Source organism: Ruegeria sp. CDSA034 (genome assembly GCF_059612275.1).
In genome coordinates this window covers 354098-375963 of the sequence record NZ_JBXWQH010000003.1, presented here as the reverse complement: position 1 = coordinate 375963, position 21866 = coordinate 354098, and the positions used below count along the sequence as shown (strand labels likewise).

At 58.6% G+C, this 21866-nt stretch carries 23 protein-coding genes; 11 read left to right on the top strand and 12 right to left on the bottom strand.

Features of this window, described 5'->3' with window-relative positions; genetic code table 11:
* Positions 1-47 precede the first annotated feature (47 nt).
* A complete protein-coding gene (locus AC2FLJ_RS08680; RefSeq protein WP_496705310.1) occupies positions 48-989 on the top strand; it encodes a nucleoside hydrolase in 942 nt (313 codons plus the stop codon).
* The gene (locus tag AC2FLJ_RS08675) at positions 986-1435 is read left to right on the top strand and encodes a GNAT family N-acetyltransferase (RefSeq protein WP_282151394.1); all 450 of its coding nucleotides are present in this window, start codon (positions 986-988) and stop codon (positions 1433-1435) included. Before AC2FLJ_RS08680 ends, AC2FLJ_RS08675 begins: the two co-directional genes overlap by 4 nt.
* A gap of 48 nt (positions 1436-1483) precedes the next feature.
* Here AC2FLJ_RS08675 and AC2FLJ_RS08670 read toward each other — a convergent pair whose 3' ends face one another.
* From AC2FLJ_RS08670 to AC2FLJ_RS08645, 6 genes are all read right to left on the bottom strand, one after another.
* Positions 1484-1651, bottom strand: coding sequence for a hypothetical protein (locus AC2FLJ_RS08670; RefSeq protein ID WP_186437364.1), 168 nt, complete (start codon positions 1649-1651; stop codon positions 1484-1486).
* A 151-nt stretch (positions 1652-1802) separates the two neighbouring features.
* The gene (locus AC2FLJ_RS08665; protein ID WP_496705307.1) at positions 1803-2342 is read right to left on the bottom strand and encodes a GNAT family N-acetyltransferase; all 540 of its coding nucleotides are present in this window, start codon (positions 2340-2342) and stop codon (positions 1803-1805) included.
* Positions 2343-2388: 46 nt separating this feature from the next.
* A complete protein-coding gene (gene eno / locus AC2FLJ_RS08660; protein WP_058271864.1) occupies positions 2389-3666 on the bottom strand; it encodes a phosphopyruvate hydratase in 1278 nt (425 codons plus the stop codon).
* A gap of 146 nt (positions 3667-3812) precedes the next feature.
* Positions 3813-4694 carry a DMT family transporter gene (locus AC2FLJ_RS08655; RefSeq protein WP_496705305.1) on the bottom strand — a complete coding sequence of 294 codons (882 nt, stop codon included), beginning with the start codon at positions 4692-4694 and terminating at the stop codon, positions 3813-3815.
* 136 nt (positions 4695-4830) lie between these two features.
* Positions 4831-5244, bottom strand: a complete 414-nt coding sequence (locus AC2FLJ_RS08650) for a Fur family transcriptional regulator (RefSeq protein WP_058277587.1) — start codon at positions 5242-5244, stop codon at positions 4831-4833.
* 71 nt (positions 5245-5315) lie between these two features.
* On the bottom strand, positions 5316-6020 hold the full coding sequence (locus tag AC2FLJ_RS08645) for an endonuclease/exonuclease/phosphatase family protein (protein WP_496705303.1): 705 nt from the start codon (positions 6018-6020) through the stop codon (positions 5316-5318).
* A gap of 14 nt (positions 6021-6034) precedes the next feature.
* Between AC2FLJ_RS08645 and AC2FLJ_RS08640 the strand changes: the two genes are divergently transcribed.
* The 3 genes from AC2FLJ_RS08640 to AC2FLJ_RS08630 all read left to right on the top strand — a co-directional run bounded on the left by AC2FLJ_RS08640 (position 6035) and on the right by AC2FLJ_RS08630 (position 8170).
* Positions 6035-6217, top strand: a complete 183-nt coding sequence (locus tag AC2FLJ_RS08640) for a hypothetical protein (RefSeq protein WP_282168152.1) — start codon at positions 6035-6037, stop codon at positions 6215-6217.
* An 8-nt stretch (positions 6218-6225) separates the two neighbouring features.
* On the top strand, positions 6226-7113 hold the full coding sequence (locus tag AC2FLJ_RS08635; RefSeq protein WP_496705301.1) for a DMT family transporter: 888 nt from the start codon (positions 6226-6228) through the stop codon (positions 7111-7113).
* 85 nt (positions 7114-7198) lie between these two features.
* Positions 7199-8170 (top strand): cation efflux transmembrane domain-containing protein, encoded by a 972-nt coding sequence (locus AC2FLJ_RS08630; protein WP_496705299.1) that lies wholly within the window; start codon positions 7199-7201, stop codon positions 8168-8170.
* An 11-nt stretch (positions 8171-8181) separates the two neighbouring features.
* On the opposite strand, the gene AC2FLJ_RS08625 is transcribed toward AC2FLJ_RS08630, so the two are convergent.
* Positions 8182-9600, bottom strand: coding sequence for a protein adenylyltransferase SelO (locus AC2FLJ_RS08625; protein ID WP_496705297.1), 1419 nt, complete (start codon positions 9598-9600; stop codon positions 8182-8184).
* A gap of 85 nt (positions 9601-9685) precedes the next feature.
* Between AC2FLJ_RS08625 and AC2FLJ_RS08620 the strand changes: the two genes are divergently transcribed.
* Complete coding sequence (locus AC2FLJ_RS08620) at positions 9686-10105, top strand: cupin domain-containing protein (RefSeq protein ID WP_496705295.1); 420 nt, start codon at positions 9686-9688, stop codon at positions 10103-10105.
* 3 nt (positions 10106-10108) lie between these two features.
* Positions 10109-11011: a fatty acid desaturase gene (locus AC2FLJ_RS08615; protein ID WP_496705293.1), complete on the top strand. Its 903-nt coding sequence runs from the start codon at positions 10109-10111 to the stop codon at positions 11009-11011.
* 754 nt (positions 11012-11765) lie between these two features.
* On the opposite strand, the gene AC2FLJ_RS08610 is transcribed toward AC2FLJ_RS08615, so the two are convergent.
* Positions 11766-12824 (bottom strand): anhydro-N-acetylmuramic acid kinase, encoded by a 1059-nt coding sequence (locus tag AC2FLJ_RS08610; protein WP_432653435.1) that lies wholly within the window; start codon positions 12822-12824, stop codon positions 11766-11768.
* A gap of 208 nt (positions 12825-13032) precedes the next feature.
* Between AC2FLJ_RS08610 and AC2FLJ_RS08605 the strand changes: the two genes are divergently transcribed.
* Together AC2FLJ_RS08605 and tyrS are read left to right on the top strand one after the other, a co-directional pair.
* Positions 13033-14301, top strand: a complete 1269-nt coding sequence (locus AC2FLJ_RS08605) for an MFS transporter (RefSeq protein WP_496705291.1) — start codon at positions 13033-13035, stop codon at positions 14299-14301.
* 91 nt (positions 14302-14392) lie between these two features.
* On the top strand, positions 14393-15646 hold the full coding sequence (gene tyrS, locus AC2FLJ_RS08600) for a tyrosine--tRNA ligase (RefSeq protein ID WP_496705289.1): 1254 nt from the start codon (positions 14393-14395) through the stop codon (positions 15644-15646).
* A gap of 79 nt (positions 15647-15725) precedes the next feature.
* Here tyrS and AC2FLJ_RS08595 read toward each other — a convergent pair whose 3' ends face one another.
* Positions 15726-17108: a hypothetical protein gene (locus tag AC2FLJ_RS08595; protein ID WP_496705287.1), complete on the bottom strand. Its 1383-nt coding sequence runs from the start codon at positions 17106-17108 to the stop codon at positions 15726-15728.
* Positions 17109-17349: 241 nt separating this feature from the next.
* Between AC2FLJ_RS08595 and AC2FLJ_RS08590 the strand changes: the two genes are divergently transcribed.
* Together AC2FLJ_RS08590 and AC2FLJ_RS08585 are read left to right on the top strand one after the other, a co-directional pair.
* A complete protein-coding gene (locus AC2FLJ_RS08590) occupies positions 17350-18105 on the top strand; it encodes a 3-hydroxyacyl-CoA dehydrogenase (protein ID WP_496705285.1) in 756 nt (251 codons plus the stop codon).
* Positions 18106-18114: 9 nt separating this feature from the next.
* Positions 18115-18666 carry a sugar O-acetyltransferase gene (locus tag AC2FLJ_RS08585; RefSeq protein ID WP_472723931.1) on the top strand — a complete coding sequence of 184 codons (552 nt, stop codon included), beginning with the start codon at positions 18115-18117 and terminating at the stop codon, positions 18664-18666.
* On the opposite strand, the gene AC2FLJ_RS08580 is transcribed toward AC2FLJ_RS08585, so the two are convergent.
* The 3 genes from AC2FLJ_RS08580 to AC2FLJ_RS08570 form a co-directional block, all read right to left on the bottom strand.
* Positions 18663-20471 carry an ABC-F family ATP-binding cassette domain-containing protein gene (locus AC2FLJ_RS08580; RefSeq protein ID WP_109311334.1) on the bottom strand — a complete coding sequence of 603 codons (1809 nt, stop codon included), beginning with the start codon at positions 20469-20471 and terminating at the stop codon, positions 18663-18665. The two genes, AC2FLJ_RS08585 and AC2FLJ_RS08580, sit on opposite strands and share 4 nt — an antisense overlap.
* A 67-nt stretch (positions 20472-20538) precedes the next feature.
* The gene (locus AC2FLJ_RS08575) at positions 20539-21273 is read right to left on the bottom strand and encodes a GNAT family N-acetyltransferase (protein WP_496696678.1); all 735 of its coding nucleotides are present in this window, start codon (positions 21271-21273) and stop codon (positions 20539-20541) included.
* A 98-nt stretch (positions 21274-21371) separates the two neighbouring features.
* The gene (locus AC2FLJ_RS08570; RefSeq protein WP_058274497.1) at positions 21372-21845 is read right to left on the bottom strand and encodes an outer membrane protein assembly factor BamE; all 474 of its coding nucleotides are present in this window, start codon (positions 21843-21845) and stop codon (positions 21372-21374) included.
* Between the last annotated feature and the right edge of the window lie 21 nt (positions 21846-21866).

Sequence of the window (21866 nt, the reverse complement as noted above, 5' to 3'; positions counted from 1 at the left end):
TGGTGACACTTGCGAGTGTCCGCGCTTCAATACCCCGGAGGCAAAGCATGGCACCGCGCAAGATCATCATCGACACCGATCCCGGGCAGGACGACGCAGTCGCCATCTTGCTGGCATTGGCAAGCCCGGAAGAGATTGATGTTCTGGGCATTACCGCCGTTGCCGGGAACGTGCCACTGGAACTGACGGCTAAGAATGCGCGGATCGTCTGTGAACTGGCCGGCCACTCGCATATCCCTGTTTATGCCGGGTGTGACCGCCCGCTAAACCGCCCTCTGGTCACCGCGGAACATGTGCACGGCAAGACCGGCCTCGACGGTCCCGTCCTGCCAGATCCGGAAATGCCGCTGGCTGACGGGCACGCGGTCGACTTCATCATCGACACCCTGCGCGCACATGAGCCTGGAACCGTCACACTTTGCCCGCTTGGCCCGCTGACGAATATCGCATCCGCCTTTCAAAAAGCGCCTGATATTGTTGATCGGGTCCAGGAAATCGTTCTGATGGGCGGTGCGTATTTTGAGGTCGGCAACATCACCCCAGCGGCGGAATTCAACATCTACGTCGATCCCGAAGCTGCTGATATTGTGTTTAAATCCGGCGTTCATGTCGTCGTTATGCCGCTAGACGTGACCCACGATGCGCTGGTCACGAAGCACCGCAATGACGCCTTCCGCGCGCTCAACAGTAAGGTCGGGCATGCCGTGGCCGAGATGACGGATTTCTTCGAACGTTTCGATATAGAGAAATACGGCTCGGAAGGCGCGCCGCTGCACGACCCGTGCGTGACCGCCTATCTGATCCGGCCGGAGCTGTTCTCGGGCCGGCACATCAACGTCCAGATCGAAACGCAGTCCGAACTGACGATGGGCATGACCGTCGCTGATTGGTGGCGCGTGACAGACCATCCGCCCAATGCAATGTTCATTGGGGAAATCGACGCTGACGGTTTCTTTGCCTTGCTGACCGAACGGCTGGCCCGGCTATGAGCGCCGCACTTCGCCTCGCGCGCCCCGAAGATCTGGACCGCCTGATGGGCCTGGTGACCGCGTTCCACACCGAAGCCGGGATCGCGCAGGACATGGACCAGACCCGCAATGCGCTGACCCCCTTGCTAGAGGGTATTCCCCACGGTTGCGTCTACCTGATCGGTCCAGGACGTGCGCCGCTGGGCTATGCCATCTTGACGTTCGGCTGGTCGGTCGAGTTCGGCGGCATGGACGGATTCATAGACGAAATCTATATCCGCCCGGCCGTGCGCGGCCGTGGCATCGCCACCGAAGTGCTGCTTGACCTGCCCAAAGCCCTGGCCGAGGCTGGCCTGACCGCCCTTCACCTGGAAGTTGATCGCACGAACGAGGCTGCGCATAAGCTGTACTTGCGCACTGGCTTCCAACCGCGCGATCGCTATGTCTTGATGAGCCGAAAGCTCTAAATCGGTCAGATACTTACGGGCGTCGCCGCCCGTCCCCCCGTGAAGGCCCTAGCGGGCTTCACCGCGATACATGTATGACGGCGTTTCCATACCCAGAACCGGGTCACTTGCGGACACCGCCTCCCCGGTGATCGGATAAGTGCCAGGCCCTGCACAGGCCGCCAAAAATACAGTGCTGATCACTGAAGCTACGAGAAGGATTTTCGAACCAGTCATGTCGTTTCCCTTTCTGTAATGCAGGCACATTACGAGACACCGGGATCGGACAAATAGGTAAAAGTTCACACAAAATTGAATTTATGTAGGTGTATTTCTAACAAGTTTGATTTTTACAAGCGATAACAACACGTAAGACTTTGAAAAAAATTCACTCGATTTGTGAGTTTTCCGCCTGAGCACCGGACAAAGGCATCTCAAAAAACAGTAATGTGTCTTTCGCGATCTCCGGAATCTCGGAATATGCGTCGCGCAGTTGGAAGCCCATCGACAGGTATAGACGCGTTGCCGATGCTAATGGTTTGCCCGTGTCCATGCGAATGCAGTCAAACCCCTGTTCACGGCACTGTTCAATCAAGGACATCATAACCGCATATCCAGCCCCCGTCCCTCGGGCGGCGTCATTTACAAACACCCGTTTAATTTCGGCAATGCCCGGCCCGATTGTCCGGAACATTCCGCACCCAACGGCATGTCCATCCTTTAGTACCAGCCGCACACCACCGCCCGGTGGGGCGTGTTCGACTTCGATCTCGTCCATCAGCCGGGCATAAACGTCGCGGGGATAAAAGGTTTTTACGACGCGCACGGACTTGGCGTCCAACGTCAGCAGGAAGTCGCGATATTCCCAACACAAACGCCGAACCTCATCAAAGTGGTCCGGCGTTTCAGCTTCGATAACTTTAAGCAAAACACGATCCTCGAAAAACACGAGGATCAGTCTAGCATTATTGACCTCAGTTGCGAAGGATCGACGCGCCTGCGTATTCCGCAACTTCACCCAGCGATTCCTCGATGCGGATCAGCTGGTTGTACTTGGCCAACCGGTCCGACCGCGCCAGCGAGCCGGTTTTGATCTGACCGCAATTGGTCGCAACCGCCAGATCGGCAATGGTCGCATCCTCGGTTTCGCCCGAGCGGTGCGACATCACGTTGGTATACCGTGCACGGTGCGCCATATCGACGGCACGAAGTGTTTCAGTCAGCGATCCGATCTGGTTCACCTTGACCAGCATCGAGTTGGCACAGCCGCGCTTGATCCCTTCGGCCAGACGCACGGGGTTGGTCACGAACAGGTCGTCGCCCACCAGCTGCACCTTGTCGCCAATCATGTCGGTCAGAGCTTTCCAGCCGTCCCAGTCATCTTCGGACATGCCATCTTCGATGGAAATGATCGGGTAGTCATTGACCAAAGCCGCCAGGTAAGCCGCATTCTCGTCCGAGCTCAGAGAGATCCCCTCGCCCGCCAGCACGTATTTGCCGTCTTTGAAGTATTCGGTTGCGGCACAATCCAGCGCAAGGTGGATTTCCTCGCCCGGTTTGTAGCCCGCTTTTTCGATGGACTTCAGGATGAAATCCAGCGCCTCACGGGTGGACGCAATGTTCGGGGCAAACCCACCTTCGTCACCGATACCAGTGTTCAGACCAGCGGCGGACAGTTCTTTCTTCAGCGTGTGGAACACTTCCGAGCCCATGCGCACGGCTTCACGGATATTCGCGGCCGAGGTCGGCATGATCATGAATTCCTGAATGTCGATCGGGTTGTCGGCATGTTCGCCGCCGTTGATGATGTTCATCATCGGTACTGGCAAAACGCGGGCCGACGTACCGCCGACGTAGCGATATAGAGGTTGCGTGGTGAAATCTGCCGCAGCCTTGGCTGTGGCCAGCGAGACGCCCAGAATGGCGTTTGCGCCCAGACGGCTCTTGTTCTCGGTCCCGTCCAGTTCGATCATTGCGCCGTCGATGGCGACCTGCTCGGTCGCGTCATAGCCGACCAGTTCTTCGGCGATCTCACCGTTCACAGCGGCGACAGCTTCAAGCACGCCTTTGCCCATATAGCGCGATTTGTCACCGTCACGCTTTTCCACTGCTTCATACGCACCGGTTGACGCGCCCGAAGGCACAGCGGCGCGGCCCATGGTGCCGTCTTCCAGAATCACGTCCACTTCGACGGTTGGGTTGCCCCGGCTGTCCAGGATTTCGCGTGCGTGGATGTCGATGATGGTACTCATGAGGCCCGTCCCTGTGGCTGCATTTGGTTGCATGCCTCATAACATCACCGAGCCAAAAGTAAACCAGCGATGTTACCGCTAACAGTTATGTTCATGGGGATTTTGGGGCTAATAGCCACGTGTTTGCGCCAACGTGCGACGATCCGTCAGGCCGCAACCGCCATTGCACGCGCCAGCCGGCGTTCGCGAACAAAGGTGTACATGCCCGATCCGAGGATCAACGCGGCACCGGCCACCGTCATCAAATCAGGCCGTTCGCCAAACATCAGCATCCCTGCCGCGATGGAAAACACGAGCCGGCTGTACCGGAAAGGTGTCAGGGCCGAGGCCTCACCGATCCGCATGGCCGTCACGATGCCGTAATATCCCAGGACGCCAAAGCCGATTGCCCCCAGATACGGACCAACTTGCATGGATTGCAGCGGAACAACTGGCTGAGCCAGAAACACCATCAGAACCGCCCCGGCAAGGGCAACGGCCATGTAGGCCTGCATGGCAACAACGGACGAGGCCACACGGACGTCCAGCTTACGTGTGATCAAATCACGCGCGGCGATCGCAATTACGGTCGCGACAACGAACAGCGACTCGGGCTGAAACCCTTCCAGCCCCGGGCGAATAATCATCAAGACACCAATAAAGCCTATTCCGATGGCGCTCCAACGTCGCCAACCGACCTGCTCGCCCAAAAACAGTGCCGCCCCCATAGTCACGGCCAGCGGCATCGCCTGAAAGACGGCAGCAACGGTGGACAGCTCGACCAGAGACAGCGCGGTAACAAAGGTCAGGGCTCCTACCGCCTCGGTCCCTGCCCGCGCCAGCGGCAGACCTTTCCACGCCTCCGGATCAAAGATGCGTTTACGCGTGGCCAATGACATCAGTACGAACACCAGCCCGCAGACCAGACCCAAAGCGATCATGATCTGACCCGTAGGTACAGTGATCGACAGATGCTTGATGAACATGTCCTCAAGTGCGAAGGCCGCCATCGATCCGATGATCAGCAAGATGCCGTGTACGTTGTTCATACGCGTGTCCGTTGAGATGGCGCGGGAAATTCCGCGACCTTAAGTCAGCAAAACCGTATCATCCGCGACGCCGCAAGCGATATTGCGACATGTTTCATGAATTGCCGTGCGGCAACCAATCGCGTTTCGTGATGGATCAGCCCTGTTTCAGCGGCACGCCGTACAGTTCCAACCGATGCCCTTTCAGCTTGTACCCAAGCTTGGCTGCGATCTTTTCCTGCAGGGCCTCGATCTCGGGATCGACAAATTCGATCACTTCCCCCGACTGCATGTCGATCAGATGGTCGTGGTGGTCCCTCTCGGCATCCTCATAGCGGGCGCGCCCATCACCGAATTCCAACCGCTCAAGAATCCCTGCCTCTTCGAACAGCTTCACGGTGCGATAGACCGTGGCGATCGAGATACCCGAATCCACCTTAGAGGCGCGCGCATACAGCTCTTCTACATCCGGATGGTCATCACTTTGCTGCAACACCTGAGCAATTGTGCGGCGCTGACCCGTCATGCGGAGACCTTTGGCTTCGCAACGGGCGATGATCGTGTCGGACATAGTGACCCTCAGAGTAGTTCGGGTTTCTGTCTTAATACGTCTGCGCCGCTGGCGCCACAGGGGATTTGCGCCTAAGCGACCTTGCGAAGATCAGCCCAGATCGGCAGGTGATCTGATGCGATATGCGCAGGCCGCGCTTTGTGGACGCCATGTACAACGGCCTCAAGCCCAGCGCCCAGCGCGATCCGATCCAGGGCGCCCAGAGGCTGTGCAGCCGGGAAACTGGGAACCGGGGGCAAAAATCGCATGTCGGGTGCAAGATGATCGAGCACTGGCTGGCGCGACCACTCGTTGAAATCTCCGGCCCAAACGGTAGGCATCTGATCCAGATCCTCATCGCAGCGCCGGAGTTGATGAATCTGCTGCCGCCGAGATGCGGGCAAAAGACCCAGATGCATCCCCATCACCCGAAGCGGCCCGATCTGGGTGTCGAACTCGACCCGAACTGCACCGCGAGGTTCCAGCCCGGGCAAATCATGGTGAGCGGTCGTGCGCACGTCAATTTTGTCCCCGCGCCAGATGACCGCGTTGCCGTGCCAGCCCAAGCTGCCAGCGCCCCCCAGATCGACAATCTGCCAACCGGCTTCGTCCAACATGAAATGCGGTAAGGCGGCGGGTCGCGGCGGTAGCCTTTTGTCGGCCTCTTGCAGCACCACAATATCAGCCTTCATGCCTTCAATGACCTGCATGATGCGCTGAGGCTGGCGGCGAAAATCCAACCCAACGCATTTCTGGATGTTATAGCTTGCAATCCGCAGGGTTGATTGAGGCGACATAAGGTTCCGATCAAATGGACGAACCCCAAAGTGCCACGCTGGTGGCCGGGCGCAACCCCAGTCTTCTGCAGGAGTGGCAAATAAGAGCTTTTCGCGCTGCCAAAGTGCCCAATATTCTGGCAGGCGGCGCGATCAGGAATGCTGCGCTTGATCAACGGGGTGCCGATACACTATCCCCGTGGAACGCGTCCAATTGAGGCCTGAAGTGGTTTCCAGCAACACACTCTCGAACAACCGCACCTGGGCAAGCATTGTCCTAGTGATCGGTGGCATGATGTGGGGTCTCTATTGGATCCCCGTTCGGTTTTTCTATGATCTGGGCCTGACCGGGCCCTGGCCGGGTATTGCGATGTATAGCGTTGCGCTGCTGGGGCTGGTTCCCTTTATCTGGAAAGAGAGAGGGACGCTGGCCCTGCAATGGCGCGATCTGGTGTTCAGCGGTGCGTTCACCGGCGCGGCCTTCAGTCTTTATTCCATTAGCCTTGTCTATACGGATGTGGTGCGGTCGATCCTGTTATTCTACCTCACCCCGATCTGGGGCACGATTCTGGGCCGGGTGTTTCTGGGTGAACGCCTGACTCTGGGGCGGCTTGTGGGCCTTGCCTGCGGTGTCGGTGGTCTATTCGTCGTGCTGGGCGACTCGGGTGGTATCCCGCTGCCCCAAAACAGCGGCGACTGGATGGCGTTGGCCTCGGGCATGTGCTGGGCGCTGGGTACATTGGGGCTGTACCGAACCAGCACGATCTCGGCCTCCGGTCAGGTCTTTGCCTTTGTCGCAGGCGCGCTGATCCTTTCCCTGGTCAGCCTCGCGGTCCTGCCCGAACCTGTGTTGCCGACAATAGTGCAGGCGGATCTTCTTTGGACCCTTCAGTTTGTTCTGCTGTCGGCCTTCTACACCTTACCCATGGTGTTCATGACAATCTGGCCCGCAACCAAACTGTCCCCTGCCCGCGTCGGCATCCTCCTTATGAGCGAGGTTGTCGTCGGCTTGGCCTCGGCCGCCGCGTTCTCGGGCGAGCCGTTCGGGTTGCGCGAGCTGTTGGGCGCCATCCTGATCGTCAGCGCTGCTGTGCTTGAAATCGTGCGGGACTAGGACAACCCACCATCGCAGGTGTTGGCCTATCCCCTTCGAACGGGTATCTGTTGCGGAGTTTGATGCCCTATCAGGACGTTACCAGATGTCGATGCCAAATGCAGAACGCAGAAAGCAGCTTGAGGGGCGCGCTCTCATCATCGCCATGGGCGGCAACCTGTTCATGGGCGCGGCTGGTATACTGGCCGGGATTTTGTCGAACTCCAATGCGATCATGATGGACGGGCTGTATTCGCTGGTCGGCTTTGGATCGGCATTCCTTGGCCGCCGTATCAGTTTGAAGATTGATGCAGGCCCCGACAAGCGACGCCCGTTTGGCTATGCAGCGGATGAGGCGATCTTTTCCACCTTCCGCTCTTTGTCTCTGTTAGGACTGGTGCTGTTCGCCATCTCGAACGCGACTAAAAACATCTACAGCTACTACAACGGCATGATGCCTGAACCGCTGATATTCGGACCGATGTTCATCTACTTCGCTGCCATCGGCCTGACCTGCGTGCTGTTATGGGCGTTTCACTATTTCACCTGGCGGCAGACCGGGAAGGCCAGTGCAATCCTGCGGTTGGAATCCAAAGCAGCACTGTTCGATGGTCTATTCACGGCTGCCGCAGCAATTGGCCTTGGGGCAATCTACCTGTTCCGGGATGGGGCCCTATCGGCGATCGCACCCGTCGGCGACTCGATCATCGTACTGTTCCTGTGCGTTCTGGCCATCGGATCATACCTACGCGACTTCCGTGGTGGGTTGGGTGAGCTGGCAAACGCCACCGCCAGCCCCGAACTTCTTGCCGCTGCGCGTCGGACTTTGCGCCCGGCGATCGCAGAGGACGGTGGCGCATTGCGGGATATGTCCGTAACCAAACAAGGTCGGACCATTTTGATTACCGTCTACTACAACCCGCTGCGCGCGATCACCGCTGAAGAGGTCGACACGCTTAACCTGCGCATGGTCCGCGATGCGCGCAAGGCAATCGACGGGGCGGATGTCTACCTGATGATCTCGCAATACGCCCGCCGTTGGCCGGATGAGATCAATCCCTATCGTGACGAGGTCTGAGCGCCGGAACTTCAGGTTCCACAGAACGTCGCATGGACAACTTCGGTCTCTGATGGCGGGCGTTTCAGATCATCCGCATCGGGCTGATCCTCATAAGGTCGCGCCAGAACAGTGTTCAGCCTTTGGAACGGCTCGTAATCGCCCTGAACGGCCGACTGTATCATTTGCTCAACCCGGTGATTGCGCGGAATGAAAGCCGGGTTTGCGGCGGACATTACGGTGGATGGGTCCTGCTCACGCCCCAAACGCGCGTTCCACCCGTCGGACCATTCGTCGTACGCCGCAGGATCGGTGAACTGATCACGTGCGGCATCACTGCCCAGCGCCCGGAAGGTGTTGGTGAAATCCGCTTGGTTCTGCGCCATGCGCGTCAGCAGATCCGAGATCAGTTCCAGATCGCCCTCTTCCTCGGTCACCAACCCGATCTTGGCGCGGAACCTTTTCAGCCAGTTCTGCTGCAGCAAATCCGGCATGGCGTGTACTATCCCGGTCGCCTCTTCGACGGCGGCGTCCTTGTCTTCCATCTGCTGGATCAGTGCCGTCGCCAACTGCGCCACATTCCAAACGGCGATTTCGGGCTGGTTGGAATAGGCATAGCGCCCCATCCGGTCGATCGAACTGTAGACCGTGTTCGGATGATAGCTGTCCATAAACGCGCAAGGACCATAGTCGATGGTCTCACCCGCGATTGAGCAATTGTCAGTATTCATCACCCCATGGATAAATCCTACGCTCATCCATGCCGCGATCAGCCGCGATTGTGCTTCGACTACTGCACGCAACAGGCCCATCGGACCGTCCGCATCCGGGTAGTGACGGTCTATTGCGTATTCCGTCAGGCGGCGCAAGCTGTCCTGCTGTCCGCGCGCTGCAAAAACCTGAAATGTACCGACCCTCAGATGACTTTGCGCCACGCGGGTCAGCACCGCGCCGGGCATAGGCCCCTCGCGCAGAACGATCTCGCCGGTCTCAACCGCCGCCAGTGCACGGGTCGACGAGATGCCCAGCGCATGCATTGCCTCGGACACCACGTATTCCCGCAACACCGGTCCCAGCCATGCGCGACCATCCCCCTGACGGCTGAACGGGGTTGGACCGGACCCTTTGAGCTGGATATCCCGGCGGAGGCCATCTGTCCCGATCGTTTCGCCCAGCAGTACAGCGCGGCCGTCCCCAAGCTGCGGGTTATAGTTGCCGAACTGATGTCCCGAATAAAGCTGCGCTATCGGCTCTGCGCCTTCGGGCAGCGTGTTGCCAGCGAAGGCTTCAGCCATCTCCTCTACCTCCCCCGGTGTGACCTTCAATACCTTCGCCAATTCCGAGTTGAATGCGATCAGGCGTGGGGCACGCACAGGTATAGGTGCCTGCCGCGCATAAAAGCTGTTGGGAAGGCGGGCGTAGCTGTTGTCAAACGGGATGGTCAGGGTCATGCGGCAAACATATTCCTTGCGTAGACGAATACCATAGCGGATCGCACCTTCCCGTGCATAATCATCGCAAAAGGCAAGAGGCCCCATGACCGCACAAGAGATCATCGACCACCTGAGACTGGAACAACACCCCGAGGGTGGCTGGTTTCGCGAAACCTGGCGCGCGGATAACGCGGGCCGCGCCACCGGCACCTGCATCTATTTCCTGTTGGCCGCTGGTGAAAGCAGCCACTGGCACCGCGTGGACGCCACCGAAATCTGGCTCTACCACTCAGGTGCTCCGCTGATCCTGTCGCTGAGCGCTACGGATGACGGTCCAGCCATCGATCACATCCTGGGCCCCGACCTTTCAAAGGGCGCACCGCAATTGATCGTGCCCGAAAACCACTGGCAGGCGGCGCGCACCACCGGAGACTATACGTTGGTCAGTTGCACTGTTTCGCCCGGGTTCCAGTTTGACGGGTTCGAACTGGCCGAGCCAGGGTTCGACATAGCGCGCGGATGATGCATGGATCACCGCGCCCTCATAGCGTCGCTGCCACCTGAGGCCAAAGATCAGCTACAACGGCGCTCGGACACAGCAGGTCTGCGTCATCTTCTGGGCTACCTTGTGTTACTGTCCGCCACCAGCGCGGGTATCGCGTGGCGGGTCCCTCTCTGGCCGGTCCTGATCCTGCCACAGGGTGTCTTGTTGGTGTTTCTGTTCACGCTTAGCCATGAATGCACCCATAAGACCCCGTTCAAGACCGGCTGGCTGAACGACGCTGTCGGACATCTTGCTTCAGTTCCAATCGCCCTGCCCTTTACGTGGTTTCGGTATTTTCACCTTGCGCACCACAAATGGACGAACCACCCGGAGAAAGACCCCGAGCTTGGCGGCAAGCCACGACCGCAGGACCGGCTGAGCCTGCTGATCTACCTGTCCGGTTGGCCCTATTGGAAAGGCATGGCACTTGTCCTGTATCAAAACGCCTTTGGTCGCATCGACGCCCCGTACCTACCTGCGCGCCAACACACCGCCATGCGGGCTGAGGCACGTCTGCTGCTGATACTCTACGCGGTCGCAGCCCTAAACCTGTTCCTGTCGCCGCTGCTCCTCTGGCTTTGGATTTTACCCGTTCTGCTGGGGCAACCATTCCTGCGCCTCTACCTACTGGCGGAACACGGCCTGTGTCCGCCAGTCGCCAACATGCTCGAGAACTCGCGCACCACGTTCACCAACCGGATCGTGCGTTTTGTGGCCTGGAACATGCCCTATCACGCCGAACACCACGCCTTTCCGAATGTGCCCTTCCATCAGCTGCCTGCATTGCACGGTTGGACGCGGGAATATTTGAAGTCGACTTCGGACGGATACTCACAGTTTACAAGTAATTATGTAAGAAGCGTGAAGCACCAATCATTCAGCTAGTTGGTTGAAGGTCCGCTTTGTTGAAGTACAAGGAGCCACTGAGCAGATAAAAACTGCCGTTGAAGCGGTTCTTAATCGAAGGTTGAGATGATCATGCGAAAAGGCACGTTGTAGGCAATTGGCAAGAAACATTGGCAATCCACCCAAAGTAAGCACTCCGCGATTTGGTGAGCTTCCGACTTGGTGGTCAAAGATTATCGGAATTAAGTGCCCAAAATGTGGTCGTCCTCAGCCACCACGTATGATGGCTTCAACTAATCCCCATCACGGGCTCAATAAAACCGACTTCCACATGTGCGGAGGCTGCGGAAAACTCCTCTATTTGACTGGTAGGTGGCGTGTTCGTCGGTTTTTTCTACTGGTGTTGCCCACATTTTTTGGAGTTGCGATTTTGGGGTTTTCTGTTCTTCGAAACATCAAAGGCCTGAACGTTTATCGTGAGGCAAGGGAAGCTTATGAACCAAATGCCTTGGGTTTCCTTTTGATGTGTGCCGCGATTTACATTGCCGTGAGTCTGCTATCGCGACTTGAAATTGTAGGAGTTGCTGAATCGTCAGAAGCGGACGTGGAGCAACTGCGATCCACCCGTTAAACTTCGAGTAATTTAAGTTACTACGTGGACATTTCTGAGTCCGAGAAAACGCGTTACTCCAAGACGTTATACGTTAGATGCAGACCTTGAGGCTGGCGCAGCGAATTCACACTTTGCCCGCAATGCGGAATCCGGGCAATCAACTTTTAACCCACCGCCCCATTACGCAACCGAACTCACAACCCCACCACCGACCAGCGCTTTCACACCTGTCGTCCCCGGACACGACGTCGGCAGCCTGCGGGCGACGCGTGCCGCCAGATAGGCGAAGGCCTGCGCCTCGAGCATGTCGCCGTCCAGACCCACGGCCTCAACCGGTTCGACCGGACAATCCAGCGCGACGCGCAGCATCTCCATCAATACCGGGTTGTGTCTACCGCCCCCGGTGACCAACAAACGCGACGGTGGTTTGGGGCAGTGTTCCATCCCCTGCACCACGCCTGCTGCACACATGCCGGTAAGCGTGGCAACTGCGTCCGCATCGCTGAGCTCTTGCACCAGTTTGATCATCTCGGAAAAGTCGTTCCGGTCCAGTGATTTTGGCGGCATACGGGTGAAAAAAGGCTCAGACAAAAACAGCTCGAGTGCGCCCATCTCGACGGTTCCGCCGCGCGCGACAGCTCCGTCGCGATCCATCGGCAGGCCCAGACGCGCCTGCATCAGATCATCGACCGGTGCATTCGCGGGACCAGTGTCAAACGCCAGCAACGCGCCCGGGGCTTCGGGGCCATCGTAACTGGGGTCCACATAGGTCAGGTTCCCGACACCGCCGAGGTTCAAAAAGCAAAGCGGTTGGGTTGCTTCGATCCACTTGGCGCAAGCGAAGTGAAAGAAGGGCGCCAGCGGAGCGCCTTCGCCGCCCATCGCCACATCATCGCTGCGGAAATCCCAGACGACCGGCACGCCCAATGCCTGAGCCAGCCCTTTCCCGTCGCCCACCTGCAACGTCCCACGCCCGCTCGGTTCATGCGCAAGAGTTTGGCCGTGCACACCGATCAGGTCGACCTCATCGAATTCAGACAGCGCCTCGGCATGAGCCAGGGTGACAAGCTCTGCCGCGGCATCCACGTCAGGCCCGTGCCACTGCCCTAAAGCGGCGCGCAGAACCGCACGCTCTTCATCGGAGTAGGCACGATACCCACTTGGACCAAATCCCAAAATCCGGTGCCCGTCCGTTTCTACGACCGCGGCATCCACCCCATCCATCGAAGTGCCGGACATCGCGCCCAAAACCCTGATCGCACCTGTTCGTTTGATGGCCCGCCCCACGCGTATCTCTCCTGCCGAACTCCGTGGTACCGTCATGGTTGATCGGTACAGTCTGTTTAACCTGCCCGTTCAGCTAAACCCAAGGCAAGCCAGATCATACGAGGGTCGCGCTTTTTCCCGACAATTTGGTATAAGGAACACAAATCAGTTTTAGGTACATATGGCAGACACATACTCGCAGAAACAACCATCCGAAGGCCGGAACTATTTTCTGATCTTCTGGTCCGGCGCTCTGGCCACGATCGGAGGGCAGTTGATCAACCCAAATCTGGTGCTGCCGTTCCTGTATCTGGCTCTGGGCGCGCCAACGTTTTTTGCAGGAATGCTTCTGCCCTTTGTCACCGGATCGCGCCTGATTGCCGAGATCTTTGTCGCACCTTTCATCAATCGGGCGACCCGCGCCAAGCTGGCCGTTTACGCACCGAACTTGTTGACAGCCGCGGTACTGGCGGCGGTGGCCCTGTTTTCAACAAAACTGCCCAGTGTGATGATCGTACTGCTGTTCCTGACCACTGCGATGGTCCTGGGATTGTGCCAGGGGATTACCAGCCTTGGAACCAGCCAGATCTACGGCATCTCTGTTCCCGAAGCGAAACGAAACCGGATGGTGTTTGCGCAAGCCACCATCTCGGGCGTTTTGGCCATCATCGTCGTTCTGATCACGCGCGACCTGCTGTCCGGGGACCAACCGATGCAGCGCCACATCGTCGTTCTGTGGTGCGGCGTGATTGCCATGTTTGCCGCAGGTGTTGCCTTTGCAGGAGTGCGACTGCTTGAGGATGAACAGCGCGCCCCATTGCCGGAGCCGAATAAAAATCCCAAGCCCCTGGCCGAGTTGGCGACCGGATTCAAAACCGGTATGGCTTATCCGTGGTATCGCAAGTTTCTTTCGGCCCGACTGATCTTTGTATCGGTCGAGCTGGCGATGCCCTTCTACACGATCCATGCTGCGACGCTGCATATGGGGACCAAGCATTCGCTCAGCTATTTTGTCATAGGGGCCAGCCTTGGAATGGTGATCGGTTCGCTTTTGTGGGGATGGCTCAGCGATCGTGTCTCGGTCAAACCTGTGATGTGGCTGGGGTGCATGATCGCCGCAATCTCGGCCCTGATGGCGCTTGGCTTTACGTTCTTCGGCTACGCTCAGAACGTCTGGGTCTACACGCTGGTGATCCTGCTGCTATCGTTGGGCGGGAATGGGGTGATCTATGGGCGCTACCTGTATCTCATTCAGATGAGCGTTGAAAAAGAGCGCCCCTACCTGGTTGCACTAGGGGATGTCAGCGCTGGCCTCGTTGGAATTGTTTTTGCTGCGATCCTTGGCGCAGTCGCACATCTGCATGATCCGATCACGCCGATTGTTGTCCTTGTGGTGTTGAACACAATCGCAATGTTCTATGCCTTCCGCCTGCCCCCGGTCAAAAGCTGACACAGCCCGCGTTTTCTTGGAAATGGTGCCTTTTCCTTACCCAAAGCGCCGCCTATACAGTGCCCCGCAACATAAACCCAAAGGGCACGATATGACCTACCACCCCAAATCGGATTTCATCGCCACGATGATCGAGCGCGGCTTTCTCGCCGACTGCACCGATTATCAGGGCCTTGACGAGGCGCTGATCAGTGGGTGCAAACCGGCCTATATCGGCTTTGATGCGACGGCCAAGTCGTTGCATGTGGGCAGCCTGATTCAGATCATGATGCTGCGCTGGTTCCAGAAAACTGGCCACCAGCCAATCACCCTTATGGGCGGCGGCACCACCAAGGTGGGCGACCCGTCGTTCCGCGCGGATGAACGCCCCCTGCTGGGTCCCGAACAGATCGACGAAAACATTGCGGGCATCAAAAAGGTGTTCTCGGCCTATATCGATTATGACAGCGATGCCGAAAACAAGGCGCTGATGCTGAACAATGCCGAATGGCTTGATGGCCTGAACTACCTCGATTTCCTACGCGATATTGGACGCCATTTCTCGGTCAACCGGATGCTGGCGTTTGAATCGGTGAAATCACGGTTGGATCGCGAGCAATCGTTGAGCTTCCTTGAGTTCAACTACATGATCCTGCAGGCCTATGATTTCCTTGAGCTGAACCGCCGTTACGGCTGCGTCCTGCAGATGGGCGGCTCGGATCAGTGGGGCAACATCGTCAACGGTATCGACCTGACGCGTCGGGTGCTGGATCATGAGATCTACGGCCTGACTTCGCCGCTTCTGACCACCAGCGACGGCAAGAAGATGGGCAAGTCGCAGGACGGTGCGGTCTGGCTGAACGCCGAGATGCGCTCGCCTTATGAATTCTGGCAGTTCTGGCGAAATACGACCGACGCGGATGTTGGCCGTTTCCTAAAGCTTTACACCGAAATGCCGGTGGATGAGTGTGACCGACTGGGCGCGCTGCAAGGGTCCGAAATCAACGAGGCCAAGATCCGCCTCGCCAACGAAGTCACCGCCCTGCTGCACGGAACTGAGGCTGCGGCCAACGCCGAGGCCACGGCCCGTGAAGTGTTCGAAAAAGGCGGTGTTGGGGGCGATCTTCCGACCCTGACCCTCAGCGCGGCTGAATTGGGCGACGGCATGTCCATCGTACAGGTCATCGTGAAATCGGGTCTGGCAAAGTCCGGTAAAGAGGCCAAACGCCTGATCGCAGAAAACGGTGCGAAACTGGATGACGCACCGCTAACTGATGCCGGGCTGATGATCGACGCGGGCGCATTGTCGTCGCCGATCAAGTTGAGCGCTGGTAAAAAGCGCCACGCACTGGTTCAGCTAGGCTAGGCCACTCAATAGTTCAGAAAAACAAAGGCCACCCAGTTGGGTGGCCTTTTTCCTTTGGCTGGCGCCAAAACGCCTGTTGTTAGCGCTCTTCCTTACCGCCGCCATTGCTGCCGCCGTTGCCAGAACCACCGCCGCCGTGACCTTGACCGTTATTGCTGCCGCCGTTGCCGGTTCCGGGGCCAGATCCGCCGTTGTTTCCGCCGCCGTTACCGGAGTTACCAGCGTTGCCGTTCCCGTTTCCGGGCCCACCGTTGCTGCCGCCATTTCCGTTGCCGCCACCGTGGCCACCGCCGTTGCTACCACCGTTTCCGGAGCCGCCGCCGCCGTTGCCAGAGCCGCCACCCTGACCATTATTGCCACCACCGTTTCCAGTTCCGGGTCCAGATCCGCCGTTGTTGCCACCGCCGTTACCCGGGTTGCCGGCATTGCCGTTGCCATTGCCAGGGCCATTTCCGCCGCCGTTGCCGCCGCCATTACCGCCGCCGTTGCCGCCGCCATTTCCGCCGCCGTTGCCGCCGCCATTTCCGCCGCCGTTGCCGCCGCCGTTGCCGCCGCCATTTCCGCCGCCGTTGCCGCCGCCATTACCGCCGCCGTTGCCGCCGCCATTACCGCCGCCGTTGCCGCCGCCGTTGCCGCCGCCATTTCCGCCGCCGTTGCCGCCGCCGTTGCCGCCGCCATTACCGCCGCCGTTGCCGCCGCCATTACCGCCGCCGTTGCCGCCGCCATTACCGCCGCCGTTGCCGCCGCCATTCCCGCCGCCGTTGCCGCCGCCATTACCGCCGCCATTTCCGCCGCCGTTGCCGCCGCCATTACCGCCGCCGTCTCCACCGCCGCTGCCGCCGCCGTCTCCGCCGCCATTACCGCCGCCGTCTCCGCCGCCATTGCCGCCGCCGTCTCCACCGCCGCTGCCGCCGCCGTCTCCACCGCCGCTGCCGCCGCCGTCTCCACCGCCGCTGCCGCCGCCGTCTCCGCCGCCATTGCCGCCGCCATTTCCACCACCTGGGCCACCTGGTGCTCCGCCGGGACCGCCTGGCGCTCCGCCACCAGACCCGCCGCCAGAGGAGCTACCTCCTCCAGAAGATTCGCCGCCCGAACCATTCTCACCGCTGGAATTGGAACCGCTCCCAGATGACTGGCTGGAATCACGATCTTCGCCATTCGAGGTCACCGCCGCGATCGTTCCAGTTGAAAAATCCGTCAACAATGCGGCCAAACCGGGGCACTGTTGACCAGTTGCAGCCAGTATCGAATCGAAATCGGAGTGCTTCTGCAGCCGGTTCAGGAAACTCGGGGTCACCTGAGTGCAATCACACAGTGTTTGGTAGTCTCCTGCATTTGCTGCGATCCGTGCTGTGCGTGCGTCGCAAACCCCAGATGCAGCTTGCGCTGTGGTCACCAGAAGCGCCCCAACAAACGGAGAGGCCACCAAAGCCGAAACGCTAGATTTCAGTTTAATTCGCATCATTTAGCTCCTTGCGCCTTAACACCCAAGTGCGTCAGGGTCTTCGATTACCAAGTGGGAGCCGCAAATGAAGTGCGGATAAATATCCGCTGAAGATGCGTTAACTTTGGCTCACCACCACTCATTAAACTCGGGCACGACACCAGTTGTGACGGTCCGATAGGCCAAATATACAATATCTATTACGACCGCCACATCAAAAGTGGCAGAAAAGTGTCAAAATTTTGGAGAGGTATCCGTGATGCAACTATCGACATCCGCGGCAATCATAACTGGCGGCGCGTCAGGTTTGGGTGAGGCCACCGCCCGCCATTTCGCAGAACAGGGCGCGCAGGTGACGCTCCTGGACCGCGACGCCGCGCGTGGCCCTAAGGTTGCCGAAGACATCGGCGGGCATTTCGCTCAGACCGATGTGACAGATGAAAACTCAGTAGCGGCGGCAATCGAGCACGCGAAGGGCAAGATGGGTCGCATCACGGCCTCTGTGAACTGCGCCGGGATCGCCTATGGGATCAAGACAGTCGGCAAGGATGGTCCCCACCCTTTGGACGCGTTTCAGCGCACAATCGACATCAATCTGGTGGGTACGTTCAATGTCTCGCGCCTGGCCGCAGCTGAAATGGCTAAGAACGAACCCGAACCGGACGGCGCGCGTGGAGTAATCATCAACACGGCCTCAATCGCAGCCTTCGACGGACAAAAGGGACAAGCGGCCTATGCAGCCTCGAAAGGCGGTGTCGTGGGGATGACGCTGCCAATGGCGCGCGATCTGGCCTCAACCGGCATTCGCGTGATGACCATCGCTCCGGGGATTTTCATGACACCGATGCTGGCCGGTCTGCCCGAAGAGGTTCAACAACAACTGGCGGCAGATGTCCCAAACCCTGCACGTCTGGGTGATCCGAAAGAATACGGGCGGTTGGCCGGTTTCATTGTCGAGATGGGCTACTTGAACGGAGAAGTCATCCGCATCGACGGAGCCCTTCGTATGCGTTAAGCCTGTCCCATGACAGAGCGGGAAAAGATGCAGTCCGGGCAGTGGTATAACTGCCTGGACCCGGAACTTGAGGCGCTGCGCACCCGCGCCCGGCACGCAGTCCACGCACACAACACCTGCCCGCCTGACGCCCGTGGTGCCACGGCACCCGAGTTGCTGGCGTTGTTCGCTCGAGTCGGACCGGATTGCTTACTCGAGGCTCCGTTTCATTGCGCCTACGGGCTAAACATCCACCTCGGCGCGCGGGTCTATTTCAATGCCGGCTGCGTCGTTCTGGACACCGCACAGGTTCGGATCGGCGATGACACGATGTTCGGCCCGCATGCCCAGATCTACTGTGCTCAGCACGCCAAAGACCCGGCAGAACGCGCACAAGGTTTGGAAATCGGGATACCGGTGACCATTGGCCGAAACGTCTGGGTTGGCGGAGGTGCCATCGTGATGCCCGGCGTCACCATCGGCGACAACGCCATTATTGGTGCAGGCAGCATTGTAACCAAAGACGTCGCGGCCGGAGAAACGGTTGTCGGCAACCCTGCCCAACCATTGACGCGCCGCTAGGCGCCTTCGGCCTTTTCCTCAAGCACCAGCCACTCTTCTTCGGCGGCGGCCAGTTTCTCTTGTCGTTCGACCAGCGCCTCGGTCGCCTTCTGGAACTTGACCGGTTCACGGGTGAACAGTTCAGGATCTGACATAAGCTCTTCCAGCTTGCCTATTTCAGCTTCCAGGCGGGCAATCTCGGCAGGCAACTTCTCAAGCCGATGCTTTTCCGAGAAAGATAGCCCGGATTTCGGCTGCGCTTCTTGCTTTTGCTTTGACTTCGAAGTCTTTGCTTTTTCAGCTTTCTTTTCGGCAACGTCACCCCGTTGCGCGATGTAGTCCGACCATCCGCCCGCATAGACGGTCGCGCGGCCATTGCCCTCCATCGCAATCGTTGTGGTGGCAACCCGGTCCAGAAAATCCCGATCGTGGCTGACCAGCAGGACGGTGCCGTCATAGTCGTCGAGCAGTTCCTGCAATAGGTCCAGCGTTTCAACGTCCAGATCGTTGGTCGGTTCGTCCAGCACTAAAAGGTTCGAGGACTTGGCCATCAGTTTCGCCAACAGCAAACGCGCTTTTTCGCCACCTGACAATGACTTAACGGCCGCTCTTGCCTGCGCATCATCAAACAGGAATTCCTTGAGGTATCCGACCACGTGCTTTGGCTGGCCACCGACCATCACCTGATCCGCTTTGCCGGAAACCCGCATTTCGGGATCGCCTGTCAGGCTATCCCACAGGGTCATTTCGGGATCCAGCTGCGCGCGAGCCTGGTCGAAAACCGCGATTTCAAGATTGGTGCCCAGCGTCACTGTTCCTTCGTCGGGCTGTTCCTGACCCAGCAACATTTTGAGCAGGGTTGTCTTTCCCACACCATTCGGTCCGACAAAGGCAACGCGATCCCCACGTTGTGCCAACAGATCAAAGTTCCGAACGATCTGCTGCGCGCCAAAAGACTTGGACAACCCCTTGGCTTCAATCACTTTTCGCCCAGACTTTGGTCCGCCTTCCAGCGACATTGCCGCTGATCCTTGACGTTTGATCTGCGCGGCCTTTTCAGCGCGTAAGGCCTGCAAAGCCCGCACCCGGCCTTGATTTCGCTTGCGCCGTGCACTGATACCTTCGACCGCCCATTTGGCTTCAGATTTGATCAGACGATTCAGCTTGTGACGCTGTTGATCTTCTTCTTCCCAAATCTTGTCGCGCCAGGTTTCAAAAGCCTCAAACCCTTGCTCCTGCCGCCGTACCATGCCGCGGTCGATCCACAACGTCGCGCGGGTCAAAGCGCGCAAAAACGCACGGTCATGTGAAATCAGAACGAAGGCTGCGCGGGTCGATCCCAGTTCGCGTTCCAGCCAGGCAATCGCTTCGATATCCAGATGGTTTGTCGGCTCGTCCAGCAGCATCAGGTCCGGCGCTTCGGCCATCAGCTTGGCCAATGCGGCCCTGCGACGCTCGCCACCCGAAGCGGTTTCAATCGGGCGGGAGGGATCGAACTTCAGCCCCTCGCCCGCGCGTTCGACCTTGTACAGCTCACCCGGCTCCAACTCGCTGGACGCGTAATCGCCCAGTGTCGCGAACCCTTCCATGCCGGGGTCCTGCTCCATGTAGCCAACAGATTTTCCGGGCGGCACCACGATGTCACCCTGATCAGGCTCGACTAGACCGGCCATGACTTTCATCAGGGTCGACTTTCCCGACCCGTTTCGCCCAACCAACGCAACTCGGTCGCCCGGCTGAACCACTAGGTCCAGCCCCGAAAACACCGGATCGCCCCCGAAAGTCAGGGAAATGCCGGACATCTGCAACAAAGGAATTCTCGCCATGCCGCCAGCTAAACCGGTGGACACAAAGCGTCAACGCCCCTGTTTCACCTTTTCGAAAATACTCAAACTACCGGACCACTGCGCGCAGCAACCGTTTTCGGGCCGGGGGGATCGCCCCGATCTCAAGCCCGGTGAATACATGCAGCGTATTCATATGCCGATCCACAACCGCATGATCACTGACCCAGCCGCCCATCATCAGATAGGTGCGCAACAATGGAGGCATCCGCAACATAGCCTTTTTCACATCGGGCCTACGCCGCAGGCGAGAGGCAAACTTGAATACATCGGGGGCCTTGACCCGCGGCAACCAACGCTTTGGCGCCAGATGCCGTTGCTTCAACATGGCAAAGGCGTCCAGATACTCGACCGTTTCGGTTCCTGCAAAGGATGAGCAGCCGAACAACATCTTGACGTTGTTCTGGTCCACGTAATTGGTCATCGCACCCCAGGCGACCCGCAGGATATCCGGGTCTGTCCATTCCGGGTGAATGCAGAAACGGCCCATTTCGACCATGCGGCCGTCGAACCCTTTGAGGGCAGACAGGTCATAGAACTGGGCAGAATAACTGCGGTCAACCTCGGCCCCGTGCTCTATTGTCAGCAACCTGAAACAACACACCAGCCTTCCATCGGAGCGCGAATCTTCAACAAGGATATGCGCGCAGACCGGATCAAATTCGTCCCGGTCAATCTGATCCGTCCCAAATGCCAGGGTTCGCAGTTCCTGCGCCGCCTCCACATCCTGTGGGGACTGCGCCAAACGAGCCCGGTATCTGCCCTTGCCCAGCAATAATGCCATGGTCGCATCCTCCGCGGTTGCTGACCTGCTTCATGTTGCAGCGGTTCTACCACAGAACATGTGACTGTCCTGTGACCGTCGCAAGAGGCGGCGCAGACTTAATTCGCGCCCGGAATGTTCGCAGGGTTGAAGTTGCCGATATTGCCCAACAGCTGGCGCAGGAAGCCACGGTTCTGAACGCTGGATTCGGTCACGCGGCGGTCCAGTACCACCACATATCCATCCTCAAGACCAAAACGTTCGATATTCCGCACAACGCCACGCTGGTCAAAGCTGATCGCAACCAGTTCGCGCGACACCACTTCGGGGCGCTTAGGACCGTAATGGCGCACGCGAGAGCGGACATAGTAAAAACCCGAATCCTTCACCAGCCCGGCAGAGCTGGGCGCTCCGATGGTTTCAACAACGCTGTCGCGGGTATCGACGCCCACTTTGATCTCAGCCAGTTGGTCAGCCGGCGGGACGTATCCGTGATTCTTGAAGATTGGCGTGCAAGCGCCAGCCGCAACCAAACAGGCCGCAAAGACAAGCCTTTTGGACGCCGGTTTCAACCTGTTCACAACCTTCAACATTTACATCCTCTTGCCTTGGGA

Bases quoted from the DNA above. Each gene is read 5' to 3' on its own strand.
- AC2FLJ_RS08595 (WP_496705287.1), bottom strand. From the start codon at position 17,108: ATGCGAATTAAACTGAAATCTAGCGTTTCGGCTTTGGTGGCCTCTCCG.
- AC2FLJ_RS08580 (WP_109311334.1), bottom strand. From the start codon at position 20,471: ATGGCGAGAATTCCTTTGTTGCAGATGTCCGGCATTTCCCTGACTTTC.
- AC2FLJ_RS08585 (WP_472723931.1), top strand. From the start codon at position 18,115: ATGACAGAGCGGGAAAAGATGCAGTCCGGGCAGTGGTATAACTGCCTG.
- AC2FLJ_RS08640 (WP_282168152.1), top strand. From the start codon at position 6,035: ATGGACGAACCCCAAAGTGCCACGCTGGTGGCCGGGCGCAACCCCAGT.
- AC2FLJ_RS08650 (WP_058277587.1), bottom strand. From the start codon at position 5,244: ATGTCCGACACGATCATCGCCCGTTGCGAAGCCAAAGGTCTCCGCATG.
- AC2FLJ_RS08570 (WP_058274497.1), bottom strand. From the start codon at position 21,845: ATGTTGAAGGTTGTGAACAGGTTGAAACCGGCGTCCAAAAGGCTTGTC.
- tyrS (WP_496705289.1), top strand. From the start codon at position 14,393: ATGACCTACCACCCCAAATCGGATTTCATCGCCACGATGATCGAGCGC.
- AC2FLJ_RS08605 (WP_496705291.1), top strand. From the start codon at position 13,033: ATGGCAGACACATACTCGCAGAAACAACCATCCGAAGGCCGGAACTAT.
- AC2FLJ_RS08680 (WP_496705310.1), top strand. From the start codon at position 48: ATGGCACCGCGCAAGATCATCATCGACACCGATCCCGGGCAGGACGAC.
- eno (WP_058271864.1), bottom strand. From the start codon at position 3,666: ATGAGTACCATCATCGACATCCACGCACGCGAAATCCTGGACAGCCGG.
- AC2FLJ_RS08590 (WP_496705285.1), top strand. From the start codon at position 17,350: ATGCAACTATCGACATCCGCGGCAATCATAACTGGCGGCGCGTCAGGT.
- AC2FLJ_RS08625 (WP_496705297.1), bottom strand. From the start codon at position 9,600: ATGACCCTGACCATCCCGTTTGACAACAGCTACGCCCGCCTTCCCAAC.
- AC2FLJ_RS08655 (WP_496705305.1), bottom strand. From the start codon at position 4,694: ATGAACAACGTACACGGCATCTTGCTGATCATCGGATCGATGGCGGCC.
- AC2FLJ_RS08645 (WP_496705303.1), bottom strand. From the start codon at position 6,020: ATGTCGCCTCAATCAACCCTGCGGATTGCAAGCTATAACATCCAGAAA.
- AC2FLJ_RS08610 (WP_432653435.1), bottom strand. From the start codon at position 12,824: ATGTCCGGCACTTCGATGGATGGGGTGGATGCCGCGGTCGTAGAAACG.
- AC2FLJ_RS08675 (WP_282151394.1), top strand. From the start codon at position 986: ATGAGCGCCGCACTTCGCCTCGCGCGCCCCGAAGATCTGGACCGCCTG.
- AC2FLJ_RS08670 (WP_186437364.1), bottom strand. From the start codon at position 1,651: ATGACTGGTTCGAAAATCCTTCTCGTAGCTTCAGTGATCAGCACTGTA.
- AC2FLJ_RS08615 (WP_496705293.1), top strand. From the start codon at position 10,109: ATGGATCACCGCGCCCTCATAGCGTCGCTGCCACCTGAGGCCAAAGAT.
- AC2FLJ_RS08620 (WP_496705295.1), top strand. From the start codon at position 9,686: ATGACCGCACAAGAGATCATCGACCACCTGAGACTGGAACAACACCCC.
- AC2FLJ_RS08575 (WP_496696678.1), bottom strand. From the start codon at position 21,273: ATGGCATTATTGCTGGGCAAGGGCAGATACCGGGCTCGTTTGGCGCAG.
- AC2FLJ_RS08630 (WP_496705299.1), top strand. From the start codon at position 7,199: ATGTCGATGCCAAATGCAGAACGCAGAAAGCAGCTTGAGGGGCGCGCT.